Source organism: Streptomyces goshikiensis (assembly GCF_014650555.1).
Taxonomy (GTDB): Bacteria; Actinomycetota; Actinomycetes; order Streptomycetales; family Streptomycetaceae; genus Streptomyces; species Streptomyces goshikiensis.
In genome coordinates, this window is sequence record NZ_BMVE01000008.1 from 96,435 (window position 1) to 119,722 (window position 23,288).

Here is a 23,288-nt window from a genome sequence, read left to right on the forward strand (position 1 = left end):
GGACTGTCAACTCCTTACAGGACACATCCTCTTGGCTGAAAATCGCCGGGATCAGTGCTCGATGCCGTCCTGGAGCTTCTGGCCCTTCAGCAGGAACCATGCGGCCACGGCGGTGGCCAGCAGGACGGCGGCGCCGACGCCGGAGGCGAACCGGAGCCCGTCCACGAAGGACTCCTGGGCGGCGTGCACCATGGTCTGCGCGGTCGCCGGGTCCACCAGCCTGGCGGCCTCGACGGCGCCGCCCAGCGACTCGTGCGCGGCGTCGGCCACGGCGGCCGGCACCCCGGCCGGGGCGGTGAAGCCCTGGTAGACGCCGGTGACGACGGAGCCGAGCAGTGCGATGCCGAGGGCGGCGCCGAGCTCGTACGCCGTCTCGGAGACGGCGGAGGCCGAACCGGCCTGCTCCTTGGGCACGCTGGAGAGGATCACGTCGGCGGTCACCGTGAAGGAGAAGCCGGCGCCGAGGCCGACGACCAGCAGGGCCGCGCCGAGCAGCGGGTAGCCGCTCTCCTTGTGGATCAGGGTGAGCGCGCCGAGCGCGAGGCCGATGGCCGCGAGGCCACCGGTCACGATGGACCGCACCGAGTACCGGCGGGCGTACCGGCCGGCGACCAGACCGGTGACCACCGCGCCGATGGCGGCGGGCAGTTCGGCGAGGCCGGCCTCCAGCGGCTCGCGGCCCTGGACGAGCTGGAGGAACTGGGAGAGGAAGAAGACCAGTCCGGACAGCCCGAACACGGTGAGCAGGTCGGCGAGGACCGCGCCGGAGAAGCCGCGGTGCTTGAAGAGCCGCATGTCGAGCAGGGGCGAGGCGAGCCGGAACTGGCGGCGCACGAAGGCGTACAGCGCGCCGGCGCCGAGGGTGGCGGTGGCCGCGACCTCCCAGGTCAGGCCGTGGGTGGCGACTTCCTTGACGGCGTAGACGACGGCGATGACGCCGACGAGCGAGAGGCCGACGCTGACCAGGTCCCAGGGCCCGGCGACGGGGTTCTTGGACTCGGGCAGCAGCTTGCTGCCGACGACGACCAGGACGATCATGACGGGCAGGTTGATGAGGAAGACCGAACCCCACCAGAAGTGCTGGAGCAGCGCTCCGCCGACCACGGGGCCGACGGCCGCGCCGGCCGATGCGGTGGCGCCCCAGATGCCGATGGCGAGGCTGCGCTCCTTGGGGTCGTGGAAGATGTTGCGGATCAGCGCGAGGGTGGACGGCATCAGGGTCGCACCGGCCACGCCGAGCAGGGCGCGGGCCAGGATCATCATCTCGGGGCTGGTCGCGTAGGCGTTGAGGACGGACACGGCGCCGAAGGCGGTCGCGCCGGCGAGCAGCAGCTTCTTGCGGCCTATCCGGTCGCCGAGGGAGCCCATGGAGACGAGCAGGCCGGCGATGACGAAGGAGTAGATGTCGCCGATCCACAGCAGCTGGGTGCCGGACGGCTTGAGGTCCTCGCTGAGGGCGGGCGTGGCGAGGCCGAGTACGGTGGCGTCGACCGCGACCAGCAGCACGGCCAGCACGAGCACGGAGAGCGCGAGCCAGCGCCCGCGGCTCTTCTCCTCCACCCCCGTCTGACGGTTCAGCTGTTCGGTACGGCTCATTTCTCCACGCTCCGTCGTGCGCCACCGAGCAGCAGCTCGATGATCATGTACTGAAAGTCCTTGGCGGCGACCCGGCCGTCCATGACGGCCCAGGCACAGGTGCCGATGAGGCCGTAGAGGGCCTCGGTGAGCCAGGCGGGGCTCAGGTCGATCCTGATGTGCCCCTCTTCCTGGCCGCGCCGGAAGAGCGCGCTGACCCGGGCGTCGAGCCGGGCCCATCCCTCGTGGACCTGGTCGCCCTCGAAGAGCTGGTTCTCGGTGACGAGGAAGGCCAGCAGCTCGGCGTTCGGCTCGGCTTCCGCGACGAGCCGCCGGAGCCCGTCCACCGCCGTCCCCTCGTCGAGGCGGGCGTTGTCGAACGCCACCTCGAACTCCCGGATGCCAAGTTCCTCCAGGGCGCGCACGAGGGCGTCGCGCCCGGCGAAGTGCCGGTGGAGGGTCGCGCGCCCGATTCCGGCGGCGCGGGCGACCTCGTCCATCGTTGCGGTCGATTTGCGGGAGAGCAGGGCGGCCGCATCGCGCAGCACCTGGTCACGATCCATGGCCATGAGACAAGCATAACCCGAATGAGACATCTCCGTCTCATCGAATAAATGAGCTGCCCCCTCGGGCGGCGAAAGGAATCCTTCTGTGATGAACCGCAAACCCCTGCTGCTGATCGATGTCGACGGCCCGCTGAACCCGTATGCGGCCAAGGCGCAGCGGCGTCCCGAGGGCTACACCACCCACCGGATGCGGCCCACGGGCTGGACGGGGGCCGAGAGCGCGAAACCGCTACGGGTCTGGCTCAACCCGGACCACGGAGCGGAGCTGCTCGCGCTGGCGGAGGCGTACGAACTGGTCTGGGCCACCACCTGGAAGGACGAGGCCAACGACTGGATAGCCCCGCCGCTCGGGCTGCCCCGGCTCCCCTTCATCGACTGGCCGCAGATGCACGGCCGGGCGCCGCGCGGCACCTTCTGGAAGACGCAGTACGTGCTGGAGTACGCGGGCGGGCGCCCGTTCGCCTGGATCGACGACGACATCACGGACCTGGACCGCGAGTACGTCGACCAGCGCCACCCGGCGCGGGCGCTGCTGCTGCGCGTCGACGAGCGGATCGGACTGCTCCGCGCGGACTTCGACGCGCTGGCCGCTTGGGCGGCGTAGCGGCGGGCCCGGCCGGGCGCCGGCGGGGGTCCCGCCGGCGCCCGGGCGGGGTCAGGTGAGGGCCTGCGCCAGGAGGGCCGCGGTCTTCGCGACCAGGGGGTTGTCGCGGGGGCCCTCGGGGGATCCGGGCTTGGTGGAGAGCACGGACATCACGATCGGCGGCCCGTCGGGAGCCCGGACGACACCGACGTCGTTGGTCACGCCGTACTCGTTGCCGCCGCCGGTCTTGTCCGCGAGGATCCAGTCGGGCCCGAGCCCCGCGCGGAAGCGCTCGCCGTTGGTGGTGTTCGCGAGCAGCCACCCGGTCAGCCGCTCGCGGTCCCGGGGGTCGAGGGCGTCGCCGACCAGGAGGCGCCCGTAGGACGTCCCTATGGCGCGGGGGCTGGTGGTGTCGGTGGTGCGCCAGGGCTCCGCCGAGTTCAGCTCCGGCTCCCACCGCTCCAGCCCGGTGATCCGGTCCCCGAGGGAACGGCTGAAGCGGGTGATCGCCCGCGGGCCGCCCAGCTCGCGCAGCAGCAGGTTCGCCGCCATGTTGTCGCTCTCGCTGACGGCGGCGGCGCACAGCGCCTCGACCGTCATGCCGTTCGCGACGTTCTCGGGCCTCCCGGTGACCACGGCGTAGCCCGACTTCTCGGCTTCCTCCGCGGTGTACCGGATGCGCCGGGCGAGGAACTCCCCGTCCCGGTCGAGGTCCCGCAGTACGGCCGCGGCCGCCAGGGTCTTGAACACCGAGCACATCGGGAAGCGCTCGTCCGCGCGGTAGGCGACGGTGCGGCCCGTGGCGGTGTTCCGGGCGAAGACGCCCAGCCGGGCTGAGTGCTCCCGCTCCAGCTCCCCGAGCGCCGCGGCCAGCGCTCCGGTCAGCGGTTCGGCCGCGTACGCACCGCCCGCCGGGACTGCGGTCAGGCCGACGGCCAGCGCGGCTCCCGCGCCCAGGGTCAGCAACGTACGGCGGGAGGGTTGTGCTCCTGCGGATTCCACTGCCTGCTCCTCCTCGTTCGTGATCACGACACGAGACAACACGCCCATCACGGGACGGATGGTTCCCTTCGGACGCGAACGAATATGCGAACGAAGAGGAGCGGGAGCGGTGCTACTGCTTGTGCGTGGCCCAGGCGTGCTGGATCACCAGGTCGGCCTTCAGCTCGGTGAGCTGGAGCGCGACCGCGGAGGGGGCGGTGCCGCCGCGGCCCTTGCGGGAGGCCAGCGCGCCGGGCACGTTGAGGACGCTGCGGACCTCCGGCGTCAGGTGCGCGGAGATCTTCGCGAACTGCTCGTCGGTCAGCTCGTCGAGCTCGATGCCGAGGGCCTCGCACTCCTTGACGCACTCGCCGGCCACCTCGTGCGCGACGCGGAACGGCACGCCCTGCTTGACCAGCCACTCGGCGATGTCCGTGGCGAGGGAGAAGCCCGCCGGAGCCAGCTCCTCCATCCGCGCCCGGTTGACCGTGAGGGTGGCCATCATGCCGGTGAAGGCCGGGAGCAGGACTTCGAGGGTGTCGCAGGAGTCGAAGACCGGCTCCTTGTCCTCCTGGAGGTCCCGGTTGTAGGCCAGCGGCAGCGCCTTCAGCGTGGCCAGCAGGCCCGTCAGGTTGCCGATGAGGCGGCCCGACTTGCCGCGCGCCAGCTCCGCGATGTCCGGGTTCTTCTTCTGCGGCATGATCGACGACCCGGTCGAGAAGGCGTCGTGCAGCGTCACGAAGGAGAACTCCTTCGTGTTCCAGATGATGATCTCCTCCGCGATCCGGGACAGGTTGATCCCGATCATCGCGGTGATGAAGGCGAACTCGGCGACGAAGTCACGGGAGGCCGTGCCGTCGATCGAGTTGCCGACCGAGCCGCGCTCGAAGCCCAGTTCGGCCGCGACCGCCTCCGGGTCCAGCCCGAGCGAGGAACCGGCGAGCGCCCCCGAGCCGTACGGGGAGACCGCGGTCCGGGTGTCCCACTGCCGCAGCCGCTCCGCGTCCCGGGACAGGGCCTGTACGTGGGCCAGTACGTGGTGGGCGAAGAGCACCGGCTGCGCGTGCTGGAGGTGGGTCCGGCCCGGCATGGCCACGTCGGCGTGGGTGTCGGCGAGGTGGACCAGCGCGTCCTGGAGGTCGGCGATCAGGCCGCCGATGATCCGGGCGTGGTCGCGCAGGTACATCCGGAAGAGGGTGGCGACCTGGTCGTTGCGGGACCGGCCGGCGCGCAGCTTGCCGCCGAGGTCGGCGCCGAGCCGCTCCAGCAGGCCGCGCTCCAGGGCGGTGTGCACGTCCTCGTCGGCGATGGTGCCGGTGAAGGAGCCGTCGGCGACATCGGCTTCGAGCCGGTCCAGGCCCGCGATCATGCGGTCGAGCTCGTCGGCCGTGAGCAGGCCCGCCTTGGCGAGCACCCGGGCGTGGGCGCGGGAGCCGGCGATGTCGTAGGGCGCGAGACGCCAGTCGAAGTGGACGGACGCCGACAGCAGGGCCAGCGCCTCCGAAGGGCCGTCGGCGAACCGGCCGCCCCAGAGCCGGACGTCACCACCGTTGTTGCTGCTCACAGCTACTGCTCCTCAAGACTGCATGGCCTGTACGGCTGCTTCTGGATGTGAAACAGCCTCCCCGCCGCGGAGGAAACGGGGAGGCGGTCACGTACTGCTGGTGGGTCAGGCGAGGTCGCGCCGGGCCGCGATCTTCGAGGAGAGGCCGAAGATCTCGATGAAGCCCTGGGCCTTGGACTGGTCGAAGGTGTCGCCCGAGTCGTAGGTCGCGAGGTTGAAGTCGTAGAGCGACTCGTCCGACTTCCGGCCGGTGACGACGGCGCGGCCGCCGTGCAGGGTCATCCGGATGTCACCCGTGACGTGCTGGTTGGCCTCGTTGATGAAGCCGTCCAGGGCGCGCTTGAGCGGGGAGAACCACAGGCCGTCGTAGACCATCTCGCCCCAGCGCTGCTCGACCTGCCGCTTGTAGCGGGCGAGCTCGCGCTCGACGGTGACGTTCTCCAGCTCCTGGTGGGCGGTGATCAGCGCGATCGCGCCCGGAGCCTCGTACACCTCGCGGGACTTGATGCCGACGAGGCGGTCCTCGACCATGTCGATCCGGCCGATGCCCTGGGCGCCGGCCCGCTCGTTGAGCTGCTGGATCGCCTGGAGCACGGTGACGGGCTTGCCGTCGATGGCGACCGGGACGCCCTCCTTGAAGGAGATGACGACCTCGTCGGCCTCGCGCGCCTCGGCGGGGTTGGAGGTGTACTCGTAGATGTCCTCGATCGGCGCGTTCCAGATGTCCTCCAGGAAGCCCGTCTCGACGGCGCGCCCGAAGACGTTCTGGTCGATGGAGTACGGGGACTTCTTGGTGGTCGCGATCGGGAGGTTCTTCGCCTCGCAGAAGGCGATCGCCTTGTCGCGGGTCATCGCGTAGTCCCGGACCGGGGCGATGCACTTGAGGTCGGGGCCGAGGGCGGCGATGCCGGCCTCGAAGCGGACCTGGTCGTTGCCCTTGCCGGTGCAGCCGTGGGCCACGATCGAGGCGCCGTGCTTGTTGGCGGCGGCGACCAGGTGCTTGACGATGGTCGGCCGCGACAGGGCCGAGACCAGCGGGTAGCGGTCCATGTAGAGGGCGTTCGCCTTGATCGCCGGGAGGCAGTACTCGTTGGCGAATTCGTCCTTGGCGTCCGCGACCTCGGCCTCGACGGCACCGCAGGCGAGCGCGCGCTTGCGGATGACGTCCAGGTCCTCGCCGCCCTGGCCGACGTCCACGGCGACGGCGATGACCTCGGCGCCCGTCTCCTCGGCGATCCAGCCGATGGCGACGGAGGTGTCCAGGCCGCCCGAGTAGGCGAGTACGACGCGCTCGGTCACGGGTTTCTCCTTACGGTGCATTCAACGACAGGCATAACTATGCACTACTCCGTATGTTTCGTCAATCGACGCCCCGCCACCCCCTGTGAGCAGGCCGAATATGAGAGGCGGGCCTCACCGGCCGCCGTCTAGGCTCGGCCCCCGCAGACCTGGGGACACGGGGAGGACACATGGGCGCCGCGATGCGTTCGGAGACGGAGAGCGGGCGCGCCGCGGCGCGGGCGCTGCTGGGCGGCGCGCGCGCCGGCTTCGGCGGGGTGCGCCCGCCCGACCTGCCGGGGGCCTGGACGGCCTTCGACGAGGAGGTCCGGCGCGTCCACTCCCGCTCGTACCCGCCCCCGCCCGGCACCCGGCTCGAAACCCGGCTCTGCGACCCCGACGGGCACGTCCGCGAGGCCGCGCTGCGGGATCCGAAGGCGCCGCTGCCGCTCGTGGCGATCCGGTGCGCCGACTGGGTCCCGGCGGTGCGTGACCTCGCCCGGCAGGTCCTCGCCGGGGCGCTCGCCGCCGACCCCGGGCGGACCCTGACCTCCCTCGTGCCGCTCGTCCTGAGGCTGGGCCGGCGCGAGCAGGGGAGCTGGGCGCTGGAGCTGTTCGACACCGCGCTGCGCGCGCAGGAGCCGGTCCTCGCCCCGTGGGCCCGCCCGGCGCGCCCCGCGCGCTGGGGGCGCCCCGCGCGGCCCGCGCGCACCCTGACCGGCGAGGTGCCCGACACCGTCATGGCCTGGCTGCGGCGCAGCGGGGACCTGCAGGTCCGGCGGTACGCCGCCCGGCTCACCCTCGAATCCGGGCAGTTCGGCGTACGGGAGCTCGCCCGGCGGGCCGCCGTGGAGTCCGATCCGCTGACGAGCCGGCTGTGGGCGGAGGCGGCGATGGCCGCGATGGCCGCCGACGGGCCGGACGGCGGGCCCGATGACGAGGCGGTCGACACCCTGCTCGGCGGACACGTCCCGATGGTCCGCGCCTGCGGGGTCACCGCCCTGCGCCGGGCCGGCCGGGCCGCGGAGGCCGCGCGGCACCTCACCGACCGCTCGGCCCTCGTACGGGCCTGCGCGCGCTGGGCGGTCAAACAGGCCGGGGGCGACCCGTACGCGCTCTGCCGCGAGCTGATCGAGGACCCGGAGCGGGTCTTCCCGTACGCCGTGACCGGCTTCGCCGAGTGCGCCGGGCGCGCGGACGCGCCGCTGCTGCGCGCGCTCCTGGACCACCCCGCCGGGGCGGTCCGGGCGGCGGCGCTGGCCGGGCTGCGCCCGCTGGAGGGGCCGGTGGACGTCGAGCGGCTGCTGCCGCTGCTGGACGACCTCTCGGCGTCGGTGGCCCGCGAGGCCGCGCTGTGCCTGTTGTCCTCGGCCGTACGGCTGGACGCCGCCCCGCTGGAGGCCCGGCTCGGCGCCGACCGGCCCGCCCACACCCGCCGGGCCGCGTTCCGGCTGCTGCGCGCCCGGGGCGGGGCGGCCGCGCTGCGGGCCTCCCGCGCGCTGGCCCGGGACCCGGACCCGTCGCTGCGCGCGCTCGCGCTGGGACCGGGCGGGTGACGTTCGCGGCCGGAACGCGGCGGCCTGCCCGCGCCGGCGCCCGGTCTCCCCGTACCGTCTGACGCGTGCTGCGTACCGCTCTCGTCACCGGCTCGCTGATCGTCGCCTCCCTGCTCCCCCACGGCCGCGGCCCGCTGCCGGAGCGCCTCGCCGACACCGGCGGCGGAAGTCAGCTCATCACCGCCGTCGCCCCCGCCCCCGGGTCCACGACCGGGCGCCTGACCTGGTGGGACCGGCGGGCGGGGCGCTGGTACAAGGCGGGCACCGCCGAGGCCCGCTTCGGCGCGAACGGGCTCACCGAGGGCGCGACCCGCACGCAGGGCACGAACACCACTCCGGCCGGGCTGTACGCGCTGCCGTTCGCCTTCGGGATCCGGTCGGCGCCGGCCGGGACGGACTACCCCTACCGGCGGGTGACGGACCGTTCGTGGTGGTGCCAGGACAACGCGTCGGGCAGCTACAACCGTTGGGTGGAGCCGCTGCCGGCCGACTGCGCCCCGGGCGAGGCCGAGCACCTGGTGACGTACGAGAGGCAGTACGCGCACGCCCTGCTGATCGCCTTCAACTACGAGCGCCCGGTACGGGGCCGGGGCGCGGGCATCTTCCTGCACGTCAACGGCAAGGGCGCGACGGCCGGCTGCGTGTCCGTGCCGGAGCCGGCCATGCGGGCCGTGCTGCGCTGGGCCGACCCGCGCCGCCGCCCGCACATCGCGATCGGCACGGAGTCCGGGGCGCTGGCGGTCACCCGCTACTGAGGACCTCGCCGCTCTCGGCGCTCTCGGCGCTCTCGCCGCCCTCGGCGGGCGCCCGGCGGCGCGGGCGGCCCCGGTTGCGGCCGCGCCGGATGCGCGTGCGGCTCACGCCCAGCCGCCGCAGGGCCTCCGGATCGCGGGCCTCCAGCGCGGTGAGCGCCGGGTGGGTCAGGCTCACGTCCCGCGCGATGTCGGCGTCGGCCGTCCAGCCGGTCCCGCGGGACCGGTTGTGGACGGGGAACCAGATCACCTGGGCGATCAGCGCGGTCCAGGCGGCCCAGGCGGCCGCCCATTCGGCATCGCCCGCGGGCCGCAGCGCCATCAGGCCGAAGACGCAGAAGAGCATCTCGGCCATGACCAGGTACAGCCCGGCCATCACCGGGCGGCCGGGCTCGCGGACCTTGAGGAGGGCCGGGCGGGCCGCCCGCAACTCCGCGAGGGCCGCCGCGAATCCGGCGTCCCGCGCCTCGACGTTGCCGAGGGTCGCGGGGGCGGTCCGGCGCAGCAGGGCGGCCAGCAGGGCCTCCGGCACGGGGTGGCCGGGGACCCGTGCGGGGTCCGAGACCGCCGGGGAAGGGCTCAGGCTGCCGCGGTGGTTGACGGTGACGAGCCCGTCGAGGACCAGGCGCGCGGCGGCCGCCTGGGTCGTGTCGTACGGCCACCAGCGGCCCATGACCGCCTGGTACGGATCGGCCAGGACGGCCGCCCACCGGTCGAGGGCGCGCCGCTGCCGCGCCGCGGTGCGCCGCCGGAGCAAGCCGGTCAGCCCGTACAGCGCCGCTGTGACGGGCACGGCGACACTGGCGAGGGCGTAGGCATGCACATGCCGAGCGTAGGGCGCGGCACCGGGCGGGGTACACCGCTTATCGGCGCGCTCAGCCCTCCTTCTGGGCCAGCCTCAGCAGGTGGTCGGCCAGGGCCTGGCCGCCGACCGGGTCGCGGCTGATCAGCATCAGGGTGTCGTCGCCCGCGATGGTGCCGAGGATCGCCCGGAGTTCGGCCTGGTCGATCGCCGAGGCGAGGAACTGGGCCGCGCCGGGCGGGGTGCGCAGGACCACGAGGTTCGCGGAGGCCTCCGCCGAGATCAGCAGCTCCCCGGAGAGGCGCCGCATGCGCTCCTCCTTCGCCGACTCGCCGAGCGGGGCCTGCGGGGTGCGGAAGCCGCCCTCGCTGGGGACCGCGTAGATCAGCTCGCCGCCGGTGTTGCGGATCTTCACCGCGCCCAGCTCGTCGAGGTCGCGGCTGAGCGTCGCCTGGGTGACGCTCAGGCCGTCGTCGGCGAGCAGTTTCGCCAGCTGGCTCTGGGAGCGGACCGGCTGCCGGTTGAGGATGTCCACGATCCGGCGGTGGCGGGCGGTGCGGGTCTGCGGGACGGACGGGCCGTTCTGCTCGTGTTCCTGCGCCTGACTCATCGTCGTCTCATTCCCCGGTTGCTCCGTCCCCGTTGGCCGCGTTCTCGGCAGCGCTCCTGGCCGCCTCCAGGATGCCGGGCAGCGCCCGGACGAACGCGTCCGCCTCGGCCTCGGTGAGGACGTACGGGGGCATCAGCCGTACGACGTCGGGGGCGGGCGCGTTGACCAGGAAGCCGGCGTCCTGAGCCGCCTGCTGCACCTGAGGTGCGAGGGGCTCGGTCAGCACGATACCCAGCAGAAGGCCCGCACCGCGGACATGGGAGACGAGCCCACTTCCGGAGGCCTCGATTCCGGAGCGCAGCCGCTCGCCCCGCGCCTTGACCTGGTCGAGCAGCCCGTCGGCGGCGATGGTGTCGATCACGGCGAGGCCGGCGGCGCAGGCGACCGGGTTCCCGCCGAAGGTGGTGCCGTGCTGGCCGGGCCGGAGCAGGTCCGCGGCCGGCCCGAAGGCGGCGACGGCGCCGATCGGCAGCCCGCCGCCGAGCCCCTTGGCGAGGGTGACGAGGTCGGGCTCGACGCCCTCGTGGGCCTGGTGCTCGAACCACTGGCCGCAGCGCCCGATGCCGGTCTGGACCTCGTCGAGGACGAGGAGGGTGCCGGTGGCCCGGGTGATCTCGCGGGCGGCCGTCAGATATCCGGCGGGCGGTACGACGACGCCGTTCTCGCCCTGGACCGGCTCGATGACCACGAGGGCCGTCTCCTCGGTGACGGCGGCCCGCAGGGCCTCCGCGTCTCCGTACGGGACGTGCGTGACGTCGCCGGGCAGCGGCAGGAACGGCCCCTGCTTCGCGGGCTGGCCGGTGAGCGCGAGGGCGCCCATGGTCCGGCCGTGGAAGCCGCCGTCGGTGGCGACCATGTGGCTCCGCCCGGTCAGCCGGCCGATCTTGAAGGCGGCCTCGACGGCCTCGGCGCCCGAGTTGCAGAAGAAGACCCGGCCGGGGCGGCCGAAGAGCTGGAGCAGCCGCTCGCCGAGCGCGAGGACGGGCTCGGAGGCGTACAGGTTGGAGACGTGGCCGAGGGTGGTGATCTGCCGCGTCACGGCGGAGACGATCGCCGGGTGGGCGTGGCCGAGGGCGTTGACCGCGATGCCGCCGACGAAGTCGGTGTACTGCCGGCCGTCGGCGTCCCAGACCTGGGCGCCTTCGCCGCGTACGAGGGCCAGCGCGGGCGTGCCGTAGTTGTTGGTCAGGGCGCCCTGCCAGCGGGCGGCGAATTCCTGGTTGCCGGTCATGCGGGTTCCCCTCCCAGTGCGTCGGGCACGACCATCGTGCCGATTCCCTCGTCCGTGAAGATCTCCAGCAGGATCGAGTGCTGGACCCGGCCGTCGATCACGCGGGCGGTCGTCACGCCGTTGCGCACGGCGTGCAGGCAGCCCTCCATCTTGGGCGCCATGCCGCTGGACAGCTCCGGCAGCAGTTTCTCCAGCTCGCTGACGGTGAGACGGCTGATGACCTCGTCACTGCTGGGCCAGTCCGCGTACAGGCCCTCGACGTCGGTGAGGACCATCAGCGTCTCGGCGCCGAGGGCGGCGGCGAGCGCCGCGGCCGCCGTGTCCGCGTTGACGTTGTACACGTGGTGGTCGTCGGCGCTGCGCGCGATGGAGGAGATGACCGGGATCCGGCCGTCCGCCAGCAGCGCCTCGATCGCGCCGGTGTCGATGGCGGTGATCTCGCCGACCCGGCCGATGTCGACGCGCTCTCCGCCGATCTCCGGGGTGTGCTTGGTGGCGGTGATGGTGTGGGCGTCCTCGCCCGTCATGCCGACGGCGAGCGGCCCGTGCTGGTTGAGCAGCCCGACCAGCTCGCGCTGGACCTGGCCCGCCAGGACCATCCGTACGATGTCCATCGCCTCCGGGGTGGTGACCCGCAGGCCCGCCTTGAACTCGCTGACCAGGCCCTGCTTGTCCAGCTGGGCGTTGATCTGCGGGCCGCCGCCGTGCACGACGACCGGCTTGAGGCCGGCCTGGCGCAGGAAGACCACGTCCTGGGCGAAGGCCGCCTTGAGGTCCTCGTCGATCATGGCGTTGCCGCCGAACTTGATGACGACGACCTTGCCGTTGTGGCGGGTGAGCCAGGGCAGGGCCTCGATGAGGATCTGCGCCTTGGGGAGCGCGGTGTGCTTGCGGGCGGTGGTGCCGGGCTGCCCGGCCTTGCCGCCCTGGTCGCCGTGTTCGACGTGTTCGCTGTGATCGCTCATGACGAGTACGCGCTGTTCTCGTGGACGTACTCGGCGGTCAGGTCGTTGGCCCAGATGACGGCGGACTCGCCGCCGGTGGCCAGGTCGGCGGTGATGCGGACCTCGCGGCCCTTCATCGAGACCAGGTCGCGGTCCTCGCCCACCGAACCGTTCTTGCAGACCCAGACGCCGTTGATGGCGACGTTCAGACGGTCCGGGTCGAAGGCGGCCTTGGTCGTGCCGATGGCGGAGAGCACCCGGCCCCAGTTCGGGTCCTCGCCGTGGATGGCGCACTTGAGCAGGTTGTTCCGGGCGATGGACCGGCCGACCTCGACCGCGTCGTCCTCGTCGGCCGCGCCGATGACCTCGATGCGGATGTCCTTGCTGGCGCCCTCGGCGTCGCCGATCAGCTGGCGGGCGAGGTCGTCGCAGACCGTGCGCACGGCCTCCGCGAAGGCCTCGTACGCGGGGACCTCGCCGGAGGCTCCGGAGGCGAGCAGCAGCACCGTGTCGTTGGTGGACATGCAGCCGTCGGAGTCGACCCGGTCGAAGGTGGTGCGGGTGGCGGAGCGCAGCGCCCGGTCGAGGGTGGCGCTGTCCAGGTCGGCGTCGGTGGTCAGGACGACCAGCATGGTGGCCAGGCCGGGGGCGAGCATGCCCGCGCCCTTGGCCATGCCGCCGACGGTCCAGCCGCCCTCGGACACGGTGGCCGTCTTGTGCACGGTGTCGGTGGTCTTGATGGCGACGGCGGCGTCCTCGCCGCCGTCGGCGGTGAGCGCGGCGACCGCGGTGTCGATGCCGGGGAGCAGCTTGTCCATGGGGAGCAGGACGCCGATCAGGCCCGTGGAGGCGACGGCGACCTCGCCGGCGTTGTGCTCGCCGCCGAGGGCCTCGGCGACCTTCTCGGCGGTGGCGTGGGTGTCCTGGAAGCCCTTGGGGCCGGTGCAGGCGTTGGCACCGCCGGAGTTGAGGACCACCGCGCTGACGATGCCGCCGCGCAGGACCTGCTCGGACCAGTGGACCGGCGCGGCCTTGACGCGGTTGGAGGTGAAGACGCCCGCGGCGGCCAGACGCGGCCCGTTGTTGACCACGAGGGCCAGGTCCGGGTTGCCGTTCGCCTTGATCCCGGCGGCGATGCCCGCCGCCGTGAACCCCTGTGCTGCCGTGACACTCACTGCGTCTCCTCCTCGTTCGCTTCTCCGCCCGCGCTGCGCGCACCCGCGGCCGTCGTCGTTGCCCGCAGCCCGGTGGCTGCGCCTGCGTCGCTCACGGAGCGACTCCGATCGTCGAAAGGCCCAGGCCCTCGTGGAGGCCCAGGGCGATGTTCATGCTCTGGACGGCGCCGCCGGCGGTGCCCTTGGTGAGGTTGTCGATGGCGCTGATGGCGATGATGCGCCCGGCGGCCTCGTCGTAGGCGACCTGGATCTGAACGGCGTTGGAACCGTAGACCGACGCCGTGGCGGGCCACTGGCCCTCGGGCAGCAGGTGGACGAACGGCTCGTCGGCGTACGCCTTCTCGTACGCGGCGCGCACCGATTCGGCCGTGGTGCCCGGGCGGGCCTTCGCGGAGCAGGTGGCGAGGATGCCGCGGGGCATCGGCGCGAGGGTCGGGGTGAACGACACGCTGACGCGCTGTCCCGCCAGCGGGCTCAGGTTCTGGATCATCTCCGGGATGTGGCGGTGGCCGCCGCCGACGCCGTACGGGGTCATGGAGCCCATCACCTCGGAGCCCAGCAGGTTCGCCTTGGGCGCCTTGCCCGCGCCGGAGGTGCCGGAGGCGGCGACGATCACGGCCTCGGGCTCGGCGAGCCGCGCCCCGTACGCCGGGAAGAGGGCGAGCGAGACGGCGGTGGGATAGCAGCCGGGGACGGCGATCCGCTTGGACCCGGCCAGCGCGGCGCGGGCGCCCGGGAGCTCGGGCAGGCCGTAGGGCCAGGTCCCGGCGTGCGGGGCGCCGTAGAACCTGTCCCAGTCGGCGGAGTCCTTGAGGCGGTGGTCGGCGCCCATGTCGACGACGAGGACCTCGTCGCCGAGCTGGGCGGCGACGGCGGCGGACTGACCGTGCGGCAGGGCGAGGAACACGACATCATGTCCCGAGAGCACCTCGGCGGTGGTCGCCTCCAGGGTGCGGCCGGCGAGCGGGACGAGGTGCGGCTGGAGCGGACCGAGGGGCTGCCCGGCGTTGGAGTTCGCGGTCAGCGCGCCGATCTCCACCTCGGGGTGCGAGAGCAGCAGGCGCAGTACCTCACCGCCCGCGTACCCGCTCGCCCCGGCCACCGCTGCACGAACCACCATCGGACCCTCCTCGTCGATGGCATGACTATACGTACCTACGCACGTTTATGCAACGCACTGCCGAGGGGCCCGTTTGGGCCTGCCGGACTGCGCGGGCGGGTGGGCGGCGGGAGGCTGGGGGCGGCGGGGTGGTCCGGCGTCGGGGCGCCGGGGGCCGCCCCGCCCTGTGAAGGAGTGTGATCCGCGTGGCACGGAACCGTCGGCTGATCCTGAGCCCGCCCGCCGAGGTGTGGCGGCTGCTGGCCGACGGCCGGCGGTACGGGGAGTGGGTCACGGGGACCCGGCAGGTCCTCGCCGCCGACCCGCACTGGCCGGCCGTGGGGGCCCGGCTGAAGGTCCGGGTCGGGGCCGGGCCGCTGACCCTGGACGACACGTGCGTGGTCCGCGTCTGCGAGCCGGAGCGGCGCCTGGAGCTGGAGGCGAAGGCCGAGCCGTTCGGCGCGGCGCGCATCGCCATGCGGCTGGAGCCCTGGGGCGGGAGCACCCTCTTCACCCTCGACTGGCACCCCCTGCGGGGCCCCGGCACCCGGATGCACGGGCTGCCCGTGGACTACGTCGTCGCCGTCCGCAACGGCATGATGCTGACGAAGCTGGCCCGGATCGCGGTGCGCGAGCACGCCGGGAACTCCCGGGTCGGGTGAGGCCGTTCGCACCGGGGAGGCCGGGCCGGGCCGGGAAGGCGTCCGCCGGGCTCCGGCGGCGAGGCCTGCGGAGGCCTCAGGCGGGCGCCTGCAAGGACAGGTGCCAGCGGCCGGACCAGCCCGTCAGGGTGATCGTGGACAGGGGCCGGACGTCCACGTTCCAGTACGTCAGCGGGGGCGCCCCCAGCGCGTAGACCAGGGCCGCCCGGACCACCGCCGGCTCGGCCACCGCCACGATCGCCCCGCCGTCGTCCGCGGGCCGGGTGTCGAGCCAGCCGCCGATCCGGGAGATGAAGGCCAGCAGGGATTCCCCGCCGTGCGGGGCGGCCAGCGGGTCGCTCAGCCACAGCTCCACCGCCCCGGGCTCGCGGGCGGCCACCTCACCCAGGGTCAGCCCCCGCCAGCGCCCCATGTCGCAGTCGCGCAGCGCCGGCTGGGCGAGCGGGGCGTATCCGAGCGCCTGCCCGGTGGCCCGGCTGCGCGGGGTCGGCGAGCAGTAGCGGAGCTCGGCGGCGCCCAGCGGCACGAGGCCCCGCGCGGCGGATTCCACCGCGCGCCAGCCGGCCCCGTCCAGCGGGCGGTCGTCGTCGAAGCGCTCGGCGAGCAGCGGGGTACCACGCGCTGCCGCGACCAGCGAGACCCGAACGTGCATGCGGTGATGGTGGGCCGCCGGCGGCGCGGGGTCAAGCGTCCGGACCCGCCCCGCCGCCCGGCAGCGCCTCCGCCGCACCCCGGAGCCGCTCCACGGCCTCGGCCAGCTCCGCCGCGCCCGAGACCCCGGCGAAGCTGAGCCGTACGTACGGACCCGGAGGTTCCGCGCAGAAGTACGGCCGCCCGGGCGCGACCGCCACCCCGGCGCGCAGGGCCGCCGCCGCGAAGGCCGCGTCGTCGCCGCCCTCGCCGAGCCGGGTCCACAGCTGGTACCCGCCGGTCGGCCGGTGCGGCAGCTCCACCCCGGGCAGCCGCCGCCGCAGCGCGTCCGCGAGCACGTCCCGGCGGTAGCGCAACTCGGCGGCGACGGCCCGCAGATGACGGGGCCAGGCGGGCGCGCCGACCAGTTCGAGCGCGGCCTCCTGGAGCGGCCGGGGGACGAAGAAGCTGTCCACGACCTGGATCGCGCGCAGCCGCTCCAGCACCGGGCCCCGGGCGGCCAGCGCGCCCACCCGCAGGCTGGGCGAGGTGGCCTTGGTCAGCGAGCGGACGTGTACGACGACCCCGTCGCGGTCCTCGGCGGCCAGGGTCGCGGGCAGCGGCCCGGCGTCCTCGTGGGCCAGGGCCCGGGCGTAGTCGTCCTCGATCACGAACGCCCCGGCGGCGCGCGCGATCCGCAGCACCTCGCCCCGCCGCCCGGCGGACAGCACCGCGCCGGTCGGGTTCTGGAACAGCGGCTGGCACACGAACACCCGCGCGCCGGTCGCCTCGAAGGCGGCCGCCAGCAGCTCCGGCCGGACCCCGTCGGCGTCGACCGGTACGGGCACGGGCCGGCAGCCGGAGGCGCGGGCGATGGCGAGCAGTCCGGGGTAGGTCGGGGACTCCACGAGGACCGGCGCCCCGGGCGGGGCCAGCGCCCGCAGCGCGGTGGTCAGCGCGCTCTGCCCGCCCGCGGTGACCAGGACGTCGGCGGCCTGGGCGGCCCCGCCGATCTCCCGGGCGAACCAGTCGCGCAGCTCCGCCAGCCCCTCCATGGGCGGCCGCCCCCAGGCGCCGGGGCGGCGCCCGGCCCGGGCCAGCGCGGCGGCCATCGCCCGCTCCGGCTGGATGGAGGGGTGCAGGTAGCCGCTGTTGAGGCCGATCACCCCGGCCGGCGGTTCGGTCAGGCAGACCAGCACCCCGGAGGCGTCCACGGAGCGGGGCACCACCTCGCCCGCGCCCTCCGCGCTCAGGGCGACCTCCTGCCAGGAGGTGTCCCCGGGCGCGCCGGTCTCCGTACGGGGCTGGGCCCGGTACACGCCGGCGCCGGGCCGGGTGATCACCAGCCCCTCCGCGGCGAGCTGGGCCAGGGCCCGGGAGACGGTGACCGGGCTGACTCGGTAGCGGTCCACGAGGGCCCGGCTGGACGGCAGCTTTCCACCCACCGAGTAGCGGTTCAGCTCCGCCCGCAGGGATTCTGCCAGTTCCGCGACACTGCTACGCTCGTACATGACAGCACAGAATAGCGCTACTCGTCCCAGCCCGATAGCGGTTCGAGGGCGGGCGGGCAGTCGCGGGAGCTCCGGGACCGCCCTCGCCGCGCTCGGCGTCGTCGCCTTCTCCCTGACCTTCCCCGCCACCGCCTGGGGCCTGGAGAGCTTCGGCCCCTGGTCCCTGGTCTCCCTGCGCAGCGTGCTCGCCGCGCTCATCGCGGGCGGATGCCTGCTGGCCGGGCGGGTACCGCTGCCCGGCCGGGAGCACTGGGCGGGGCTGGCCGTCGTCGCCGGCGGGGTGGTCGTCGGCTTCCCGCTGCTCACCACCCTCGCCCTGCGGACCTCGACCACCTCGCACGCCGCCGTGGTGGTCGGCCTGCTCCCGCTGACCACGGCCGCCCTGGCGGCGCTGCGCACCGGGGTGCGGCCGCCGCGCCGGTTCTGGGCGGCGGCCGTCGCCGGAGCCGCCGTCGTGCTCGGCTTCACCCTCGCCCAGAGCGGCGGCGCCGTCTCCGCCGGCGACGGCTTCCTCTTCGCGGCCCTGCTGGTGTGCGCGGCCGGATACACCGAAGGCGGGCGCCTGGCCCGCCACCTGCCCGGCTGGCAGGTGATCGGCTGGGCGCTGGTGCTGTGCCTGCCGCTCAGCGCGGCCGGTTCCGCGCTCGGGCTCGCGTACGAGCCGGTCCACCTGACCGGCCACGGGCTCGCCGGTCTGGTCTGGGCGGCGGCCGGTTCCACCTTCCTCGGCCTGTACGTCTGGTACCGCGGGATGGCCGAGATCGGCCCGGCCCGGGCGAGCCAGCTCCAGCTCGCCCAGCCGCTGCTGACCCTGGTGTGGTCGGTGGCACTGCTGGGCGAGCGGCTGTCGCCGGCGGCGCCGCTCGCCGCCTGCGCGGTACTGGTCTGCATCGCCGTCACCCAGCGGGTCAAATAGCCGCGATCCGCCCTAAACTGCTAACACCGGATCGGATCGGACCGCCATCAAGGAGGTCACCATGCGTGCGACCGAGGGCGACCAGCTGGTGCAGCACGGCAGGATCGTTGGCCAGCACGACAAGGTCGGCGAGATCACCCAGGTACTCGGCGAGAACGGGACCCCTCCCTACCGGGTCCGTTTCCAGGACGGCCACGAAGCCGTCATGTCCCCCGGCCCCGACTGCGTCGTCAAGCACCCGTCGGAGCCCGCGCACTGACTCAGCGCGGCGCCACCGCCGTCGGGTAGTGGTCAGCGACCACCCTGGCCATCGCTCCGTTGGGGTCCGCGGCCACCTGCTTCGCCGAGAAGTAGGCGTGGCCGCGGACCTCGGCGTACCCCTTGGCGAAGGTGACGTGCCGCGACAGCTCCGCCGGGTCGCGCCAGGCAGCCGTGGCGCTCTCCGCGTCACAGCGGTAGAGCGCCTCGCCGACGTAGAGCCGTACGCCGGTGCCCGCGACCGTGCGCGCCCACCAGGGCACGATGTCCGCGTAGTCGGCGGTCGGGTGGCCGAGCTGCCAGTAGGCCTGCGGCACGATGTAGTCGATCCAGCCCTGCCTGACCCACTTGCGGGTGTCCGCGTACAGGTCGTCGTAGGTCGCGACGCCCGCCCGCGTCGGCGAGCCCTGCGGGTCCACGTCGTCGTTGCGCCAGATCGCGAAGGGGCTGACGCCGAACCGCGCGGCCGGCCGGATCTTCTTCAGCCGGTCCGACATCTCCTTGACCAGGGTGTCGATGTTGTCGCGGCGCCAGTCCGCCCGGGAGCCGAAGGCGCCGCCGTACTCCTCGTAGGCGTCGTCGTCGTCGAAGTGCTCGTCCTCGACGGGGTACGGGTAGAAGTAGTCGTCCCAGTGGACCCCGTCCACCGCGTAGCGGGAGACGGCGTCGAGCATGGCCTCCTGGACGAACTTCCGCACCTCCGGCAGGCCCGGGTTGTAGTAGGTCTTGCCGCCGTACTGGACGACCCAGTCGGGGTTGCGACGGGCCGGGTGGCTCGCGACCAGCCGGTCGAGGTCCGTGTGCTGGGCCACCCGGTACGGGTTGAACCAGGCGTGCAGTTCCAGCCCTCGGGCGTGCGCCTCGGCGACGGCGGTGCCGAGCGGGTCCCAGCCGGGATCGCCGCCCTGCACGCCCGTCAGCCACTGGGACCAGGGCTCCCGCGCCCCCGGCCACATCGCGTCGGCGGCCGGCCGGACCTGGAGGATCACCGCGTTCAGCCGGCGCCTGACGGCGGTGTCGAGGAGGGAGATCAGCCCGGAGCGCTGCTCGGCGGCGGACAGCCCGGCCCGGGAGGGCCAGTCCACGTTCTGGACGGAGGCGATCCACATCCCCCGGAACTCGGCGGTGGCCGCCCGCTCCGCCGTCCCCGCCCGGCCGGCCGCGCCCGCCCGGTCCGCCGCACCCGCCCGTTCCGTTGCGGCCGCCGGGGCCGCCGCGCCCGCCGCCCCGGCCGTCGCCGCGACGCCCAGCGCCCCCGCCGCTCCCGCCAGCAGCCCCCGCCGCCCGATGTACTCCATGTGAGGACTCCACTCCGCTCGGTGACATTGCCCTGCGTGCGCCCAGCATGCCCGCCCCGGCCCGCCACGCCGGTCAAGGTCGGGGGTAACGTCGTGGGGCGTGGCGGGCGCCGGAAAGCAGTGACCACTGTCGAGCACGGGGGACCCGCGATGGATGAGCAGCGAAAGGCACGATGTGACGGACCTCCCTACCGACATCGCACGCGTCGGCGTAGTGGGCTGTGGCCAGATGGGCGCGGGCATCGCGGAGGTGTGCGCCCGCAGCGGTCTTGAGGTGAAGGTCGCCGAGACCACCGGCGAGGCCCTGGAACTCGGGCGCACCCGGCTGCACAACTCCCTGATGAAGGCCGCCGAACGCGGCAAGATCAGCGAGGAGGAGCGGGACGCCACCCTGGCCCGCCTCACTTTCACCACCGACCTCGGCGAGTTCGCCGACCGCGACCTCGTCATCGAGGCCGTCGTCGAGAACGAGCAGGTCAAGACGGAGATCTTCCAGGTCCTCGACCAGGTCATCACCCGTCCGGACGCGATCCTCGCCTCCAACACCTCCTCGATCCCGCTGGTGAAGCTGGCCGTCGCGACCTCGCGGCCGGACCAGGTCATCGGCATCCACTTCTTCAACCCGGCCCCGGTGCAGAAGCTCGTCGAGCTGATCCCGGCGCTGACCACGGGCGAGGAGACGGTCAAGCGGGCCGAGGCCCTGGTGCGGGACGTGCTGGGCAAGCACGCCGTCCGCGCCCAGGACCGGTCCGGGTTCGTCGTCAACGCGCTCCTGGTCCCGTACCTGCTGTCCGCGATCCGGATGTTCGAGTCCGGCATCGCCAGCCGCGAGGACATCGACAACGGCATGGAGCTGGGCTGCGCCCACCCGATGGGCCCGCTCAAGCTGTCCGACCTGATCGGCCTGGACACCATCGCCTCCATCGCCGACTCGATGTACGCCGAGTACAAGGAGCCGCTGTACGCCGCTCCCCCGCTGCTCCAGCGGATGGTCGACGCGGGCCGCCTCGGCCGCAAGACCGGCTCGGGTTTCTACCCGTACGACTGATCCCGCGGCAGCCGCTACCCCAGCCTCAGATGGTGGAGCAGCAGGAGCCCGGCCGCCATGTTGGCGGCCGGGACCTCGCCGCGGGCGATCATGTCCGGCACCAGTTTGAGCGGGACCCACTCGCGGCGCGAGGACTCGAAGTCGTCCTCGGGGTGGCCGGTGTACGTGGCCCCCTCCGCCCAGTAGAGGTGGTGGCGGGCATCGGTGAGCCCGTTGGAGGGCTCCACGGTCATCAGGTGGTGGAGCGGGCCGGGCCGCCAGCCCGACTCCTCCTCCATCTCGCGCGCGGCGGCCGCCTCGACGCACTCGCCGTCCTCGACGACCCCCGCCGGAAGCTCCCAGCCCCAGCTGTCGGTGATGAACCGGTGGCGCCACAGCAGCAGCACCTCGTTGGCCCCGTTGACGGCCGTGGCGACGGCGACCGGCCGCAGCCGGATCACGAAGTGGTCCAGGTGCCGCCCGTCGGGGAGTTCCACATCCGCGAGGTTCACATCGAACCAGCGGTTCTTGTACACGGTCTGCTCGCTCAGGTTCGTCCACTGCACGGTTGTGCCACCTTCCGTTCGAGTAGGTGGCAACATGGCAGCAGCTCGGACCGTCACAGGGGAACGCGCAGCGCCCCGTCGATGAGTTGGGCGGTTTCCTCCGCTCCGGAACAACCACTGGTCAGCAGCTGTTCGCGGACCTCCCGAAGCCGCTCCCGCAGCCGGAGTGATTCCATCCCCTTGGCCCGCTCGGCCATTTCGGCGGCGGCCACCACCGCCCGGTCGGCCTCTCCCTGGCGCAGCTGGACCTCGCACAGCATCGCCAGCCGGTGGACTCGCCCTCGATCGTGCGCCGGTGTGTCCACGGCGGCGGCCGCCTGCTCGTGGGCCGCGGCCAGGTCCCCGAGGCTGAGCAGCGCCTGGGCCACCTGTACGTTGACCAGCCCGGGCTGGACGTACCCCGTCTCGTCGGGCTCCGTACCCGGCCGGATCCGCTCGGCTGCCGCCTCGGCCTGCCGGATGCACTCCAGCGCCGCCCGGGTGTCGCCGAGTTGGGCGTACGCCTTGGCCTGCATCGCGTACAGGTCGGCGGCGAGGGCGGGGGTGGTGTGGCGGCCCGCGGCGCGCAGGGCGGCCTCGGCGAAGGCGACGCCCTGGCGGTGCTCCCGCAGGTACAGCGACTGGTTGACGAGCAGCGCGATGACGTACGCCCCCAGTCCCCGGTCCCCGCTGGCCTTGGCGAGCCGCAGGGCCTGGTGGAAGTAGCGCTGCGCCAGCCCGTGGGCGTCCGAGTCGTACGCGCAGATGCCCGCCACCGCCACCAGGGATCCGGCGGCGCGGTGCAGGCGGCGGCCGAGGGCGTCCGGGTAGCTGCCGCGCAGCAGGGGGGCCGTCTCGCTGCCCAGGAAGCGGACGATGCGGTCCCGGGTGGCCACGCCGCCGGCCCGGCGGTACATCAGCTCGTAGTGCGCGCGGGCCGCCCGCAGGATCTCGATGTGCTCGGGCCCGACCCGGGTCGCGCCCTCCCGGGACACGTCGATGTCCTCGGGCGGGTTCTCCCACTCCCAGACCGGGATGACGGCGGGCGTGCCGGTGACCGCCTCGGCCGTCAGGAGCCGGATCCGGCCCTGCTCGTCGGCGCGCCACAGGGCGGCGGCCCGGTCGACGAACCCGCTGAGCGGGGTGGTGTGCGGGGACGGCGGGCCGGGGAGGCCGAGCCCGGCGTCCTCCAGGCCGACGGACCGGCCGAGGCGGCCGCCGAGGACCTCGCAGATCAGGTCCGGGACCTGGCCGCGCGGGCGCTGCCCCTTCAACCAGCGGGAGACCGCGGTGTGTTCGTAGCGCAGCGCGAGTCCGCGGGTACGGCCCGCCTGGTTGACGTGCGCGGCAAGTCCGGCGTGGGACATGCCCGCCTCGGCGAGAAGGGCGTCGAGCAGGGTGTTCGGCTGCATGGGCCCCTCCAAGGGCTCGTGGGATTCAGGCTAGTGGGTGCGCGGTTCACACGGGGTGCGAATGCAGTACGCGCATAAATGCGATGCGCACCCTCGCGCGGAGGTGCCCCGGGGCGCTTCACTTAAGGGCCTCCTCAAGAGGCGGCCCGGGTCGTCGGCTCCCCCTCGTACAGTGCGACGACCCGTCACCGCGCCGCCCGTCCTGCTGTCTGCCCGACACTCCATGGCAGGCGGGCGGCGCGTCCCGGCTCCGCCGGCGCCCGGTTGGTCGCCGGGCCCCGGCAGGGCCGGCCGGACGCGCGCCGGGCCCTCC

General features: G+C 73.7%; 23 protein-coding genes. 7 read left to right on the top strand and 16 right to left on the bottom strand.

From position 1 onward, the window contains the following. Positions 1–51: 51 nt before the first annotated feature. Both IE248_RS23015 and IE248_RS23020 read right to left on the bottom strand, forming a co-directional pair. A complete protein-coding gene (locus IE248_RS23015; RefSeq protein ID WP_100582396.1) occupies positions 52–1,596 on the bottom strand; it encodes an MFS transporter in 1,545 nt (514 codons plus the stop codon). Next, positions 1,593–2,144, bottom strand: a complete 552-nt coding sequence (locus IE248_RS23020) for a TetR/AcrR family transcriptional regulator (RefSeq protein ID WP_037794935.1) — start codon at positions 2,142–2,144, stop codon at positions 1,593–1,595. The genes IE248_RS23015 and IE248_RS23020 overlap by 4 nt, the downstream gene beginning before the upstream one ends. Positions 2,145–2,229: 85 nt before the next feature. Between IE248_RS23020 and IE248_RS23025 the strand changes: the two genes are divergently transcribed. Beyond that, positions 2,230–2,745, top strand: coding sequence for an HAD domain-containing protein (locus IE248_RS23025; protein WP_073795958.1), 516 nt, complete (start codon positions 2,230–2,232; stop codon positions 2,743–2,745). A 51-nt stretch (positions 2,746–2,796) separates the two neighbouring features. On the opposite strand, the gene bla is transcribed toward IE248_RS23025, so the two are convergent. The 3 genes from bla to IE248_RS23040 form a co-directional block, all read right to left on the bottom strand. Further along, positions 2,797–3,750, bottom strand: coding sequence for a class A beta-lactamase (gene bla, locus IE248_RS23030; protein ID WP_229895479.1), 954 nt, complete (start codon positions 3,748–3,750; stop codon positions 2,797–2,799). 88 nt (positions 3,751–3,838) lie between these two features. Next, positions 3,839–5,269 carry an argininosuccinate lyase gene (gene argH / locus IE248_RS23035; protein ID WP_008743342.1) on the bottom strand — a complete coding sequence of 477 codons (1,431 nt, stop codon included), beginning with the start codon at positions 5,267–5,269 and terminating at the stop codon, positions 3,839–3,841. A 105-nt stretch (positions 5,270–5,374) separates the two neighbouring features. Next, positions 5,375–6,568, bottom strand: coding sequence for an argininosuccinate synthase (locus tag IE248_RS23040; RefSeq protein WP_037797237.1), 1,194 nt, complete (start codon positions 6,566–6,568; stop codon positions 5,375–5,377). Between the two features lie 170 nt (positions 6,569–6,738). Between IE248_RS23040 and IE248_RS23045 the strand changes: the two genes are divergently transcribed. Together IE248_RS23045 and IE248_RS23050 are read left to right on the top strand one after the other, a co-directional pair. Continuing rightward, positions 6,739–8,103: a hypothetical protein gene (locus tag IE248_RS23045; protein ID WP_190031565.1), complete on the top strand. Its 1,365-nt coding sequence runs from the start codon at positions 6,739–6,741 to the stop codon at positions 8,101–8,103. A 68-nt stretch (positions 8,104–8,171) separates the two neighbouring features. Beyond that, entirely contained in the window at positions 8,172–8,858 is a 687-nt protein-coding gene (locus IE248_RS23050; RefSeq protein ID WP_073774907.1) for a L,D-transpeptidase family protein, read from the top strand. On the opposite strand, the gene IE248_RS23055 is transcribed toward IE248_RS23050, so the two are convergent. The 6 genes from IE248_RS23055 to argC form a co-directional block, all read right to left on the bottom strand. After that, positions 8,845–9,678 carry a hypothetical protein gene (locus IE248_RS23055; protein WP_190031566.1) on the bottom strand — a complete coding sequence of 278 codons (834 nt, stop codon included), beginning with the start codon at positions 9,676–9,678 and terminating at the stop codon, positions 8,845–8,847. The genes IE248_RS23050 and IE248_RS23055 overlap by 14 nt on opposite strands. Before the next feature lie 52 nt (positions 9,679–9,730). Further along, positions 9,731–10,267 (bottom strand): arginine repressor, encoded by a 537-nt coding sequence (locus tag IE248_RS23060; protein WP_008743345.1) that lies wholly within the window; start codon positions 10,265–10,267, stop codon positions 9,731–9,733. Between the two features lie 7 nt (positions 10,268–10,274). Further along, a complete protein-coding gene (locus tag IE248_RS23065) occupies positions 10,275–11,498 on the bottom strand; it encodes an acetylornithine transaminase (RefSeq protein ID WP_073795963.1) in 1,224 nt (407 codons plus the stop codon). Beyond that, positions 11,495–12,463 (bottom strand): acetylglutamate kinase, encoded by a 969-nt coding sequence (gene argB / locus IE248_RS23070; RefSeq protein ID WP_229895468.1) that lies wholly within the window; start codon positions 12,461–12,463, stop codon positions 11,495–11,497. Before argB ends, IE248_RS23065 begins: the two co-directional genes overlap by 4 nt. Beyond that, positions 12,460–13,617 (bottom strand): bifunctional glutamate N-acetyltransferase/amino-acid acetyltransferase ArgJ, encoded by a 1,158-nt coding sequence (gene argJ / locus IE248_RS23075; RefSeq protein ID WP_073795965.1) that lies wholly within the window; start codon positions 13,615–13,617, stop codon positions 12,460–12,462. The genes argB and argJ overlap by 4 nt, the downstream gene beginning before the upstream one ends. 91 nt (positions 13,618–13,708) lie before the next feature. Continuing rightward, complete coding sequence (gene argC, locus IE248_RS23080) at positions 13,709–14,737, bottom strand: N-acetyl-gamma-glutamyl-phosphate reductase (RefSeq protein ID WP_073795966.1); 1,029 nt, start codon at positions 14,735–14,737, stop codon at positions 13,709–13,711. 185 nt (positions 14,738–14,922) lie between these two features. Here argC and IE248_RS23085 point away from each other — a divergent pair, with 185 nt between their 5' ends. After that, positions 14,923–15,378: an SRPBCC family protein gene (locus IE248_RS23085; RefSeq protein WP_190031567.1), complete on the top strand. Its 456-nt coding sequence runs from the start codon at positions 14,923–14,925 to the stop codon at positions 15,376–15,378. A gap of 76 nt (positions 15,379–15,454) precedes the next feature. Here the strand turns inward: IE248_RS23085 and IE248_RS23090 are convergent, their stop codons facing one another. Both IE248_RS23090 and IE248_RS23095 read right to left on the bottom strand, forming a co-directional pair. Beyond that, positions 15,455–16,030, bottom strand: a complete 576-nt coding sequence (locus IE248_RS23090) for a histidine phosphatase family protein (protein ID WP_037799421.1) — start codon at positions 16,028–16,030, stop codon at positions 15,455–15,457. A 31-nt stretch (positions 16,031–16,061) separates the two neighbouring features. Next, positions 16,062–17,519, bottom strand: a complete 1,458-nt coding sequence (locus IE248_RS23095; RefSeq protein ID WP_190031568.1) for an aminotransferase-like domain-containing protein — start codon at positions 17,517–17,519, stop codon at positions 16,062–16,064. Here IE248_RS23095 and IE248_RS23100 point away from each other — a divergent pair. Then, on the top strand, positions 17,518–18,435 hold the full coding sequence (locus tag IE248_RS23100; RefSeq protein ID WP_190031569.1) for a DMT family transporter: 918 nt from the start codon (positions 17,518–17,520) through the stop codon (positions 18,433–18,435). The genes IE248_RS23095 and IE248_RS23100 overlap by 2 nt on opposite strands. Before the next feature lie 61 nt (positions 18,436–18,496). Beyond that, positions 18,497–18,694, top strand: a complete 198-nt coding sequence (locus IE248_RS23105) for a DUF1918 domain-containing protein (RefSeq protein ID WP_037797244.1) — start codon at positions 18,497–18,499, stop codon at positions 18,692–18,694. A 1-nt stretch (position 18,695) separates the two neighbouring features. On the opposite strand, the gene IE248_RS23110 is transcribed toward IE248_RS23105, so the two are convergent. Continuing rightward, positions 18,696–19,991 (bottom strand): glycoside hydrolase family 10-like protein, encoded by a 1,296-nt coding sequence (locus tag IE248_RS23110; RefSeq protein WP_190031570.1) that lies wholly within the window; start codon positions 19,989–19,991, stop codon positions 18,696–18,698. 154 nt (positions 19,992–20,145) lie between these two features. On the opposite strand from IE248_RS23110, the gene IE248_RS23115 reads away from it, so the two are divergent. Continuing rightward, complete coding sequence (locus IE248_RS23115; protein ID WP_047960517.1) at positions 20,146–21,039, top strand: 3-hydroxybutyryl-CoA dehydrogenase; 894 nt, start codon at positions 20,146–20,148, stop codon at positions 21,037–21,039. A gap of 14 nt (positions 21,040–21,053) precedes the next feature. Here IE248_RS23115 and IE248_RS23120 read toward each other — a convergent pair whose 3' ends face one another. Continuing rightward, positions 21,054–21,584, bottom strand: a complete 531-nt coding sequence (locus IE248_RS23120; protein ID WP_073795971.1) for an NUDIX hydrolase — start codon at positions 21,582–21,584, stop codon at positions 21,054–21,056. A gap of 53 nt (positions 21,585–21,637) precedes the next feature. Continuing rightward, on the bottom strand, positions 21,638–22,975 hold the full coding sequence (locus IE248_RS23125) for an NsdA family TPR-like regulatory protein (RefSeq protein WP_073795973.1): 1,338 nt from the start codon (positions 22,973–22,975) through the stop codon (positions 21,638–21,640). Positions 22,976–23,288: the final 313 nt, after the last annotated feature.

Bases quoted from the DNA above. Each gene is read 5' to 3' on its own strand.
- IE248_RS23065 (WP_073795963.1), bottom strand. From the start codon at position 11,498: ATGACCGGCAACCAGGAATTCGCCGCCCGCTGGCAGGGCGCCCTGACC.
- IE248_RS23060 (WP_008743345.1), bottom strand. From the start codon at position 10,267: ATGAGTCAGGCGCAGGAACACGAGCAGAACGGCCCGTCCGTCCCGCAG.
- argB (WP_229895468.1), bottom strand. From the start codon at position 12,463: ATGAGCGATCACAGCGAACACGTCGAACACGGCGACCAGGGCGGCAAG.
- IE248_RS23090 (WP_037799421.1), bottom strand. From the start codon at position 16,030: ATGCACGTTCGGGTCTCGCTGGTCGCGGCAGCGCGTGGTACCCCGCTG.
- IE248_RS23105 (WP_037797244.1), top strand. From the start codon at position 18,497: ATGCGTGCGACCGAGGGCGACCAGCTGGTGCAGCACGGCAGGATCGTT.
- IE248_RS23045 (WP_190031565.1), top strand. From the start codon at position 6,739: ATGGGCGCCGCGATGCGTTCGGAGACGGAGAGCGGGCGCGCCGCGGCG.
- IE248_RS23115 (WP_047960517.1), top strand. From the start codon at position 20,146: ATGAGCAGCGAAAGGCACGATGTGACGGACCTCCCTACCGACATCGCA.
- IE248_RS23125 (WP_073795973.1), bottom strand. From the start codon at position 22,975: ATGCAGCCGAACACCCTGCTCGACGCCCTTCTCGCCGAGGCGGGCATG.
- argC (WP_073795966.1), bottom strand. From the start codon at position 14,737: ATGGTGGTTCGTGCAGCGGTGGCCGGGGCGAGCGGGTACGCGGGCGGT.
- IE248_RS23020 (WP_037794935.1), bottom strand. From the start codon at position 2,144: ATGGCCATGGATCGTGACCAGGTGCTGCGCGATGCGGCCGCCCTGCTC.
- IE248_RS23100 (WP_190031569.1), top strand. From the start codon at position 17,518: ATGACAGCACAGAATAGCGCTACTCGTCCCAGCCCGATAGCGGTTCGA.
- IE248_RS23095 (WP_190031568.1), bottom strand. From the start codon at position 17,519: ATGTACGAGCGTAGCAGTGTCGCGGAACTGGCAGAATCCCTGCGGGCG.
- IE248_RS23110 (WP_190031570.1), bottom strand. From the start codon at position 19,991: ATGGAGTACATCGGGCGGCGGGGGCTGCTGGCGGGAGCGGCGGGGGCG.
- IE248_RS23025 (WP_073795958.1), top strand. From the start codon at position 2,230: ATGAACCGCAAACCCCTGCTGCTGATCGATGTCGACGGCCCGCTGAAC.
- IE248_RS23015 (WP_100582396.1), bottom strand. From the start codon at position 1,596: ATGAGCCGTACCGAACAGCTGAACCGTCAGACGGGGGTGGAGGAGAAG.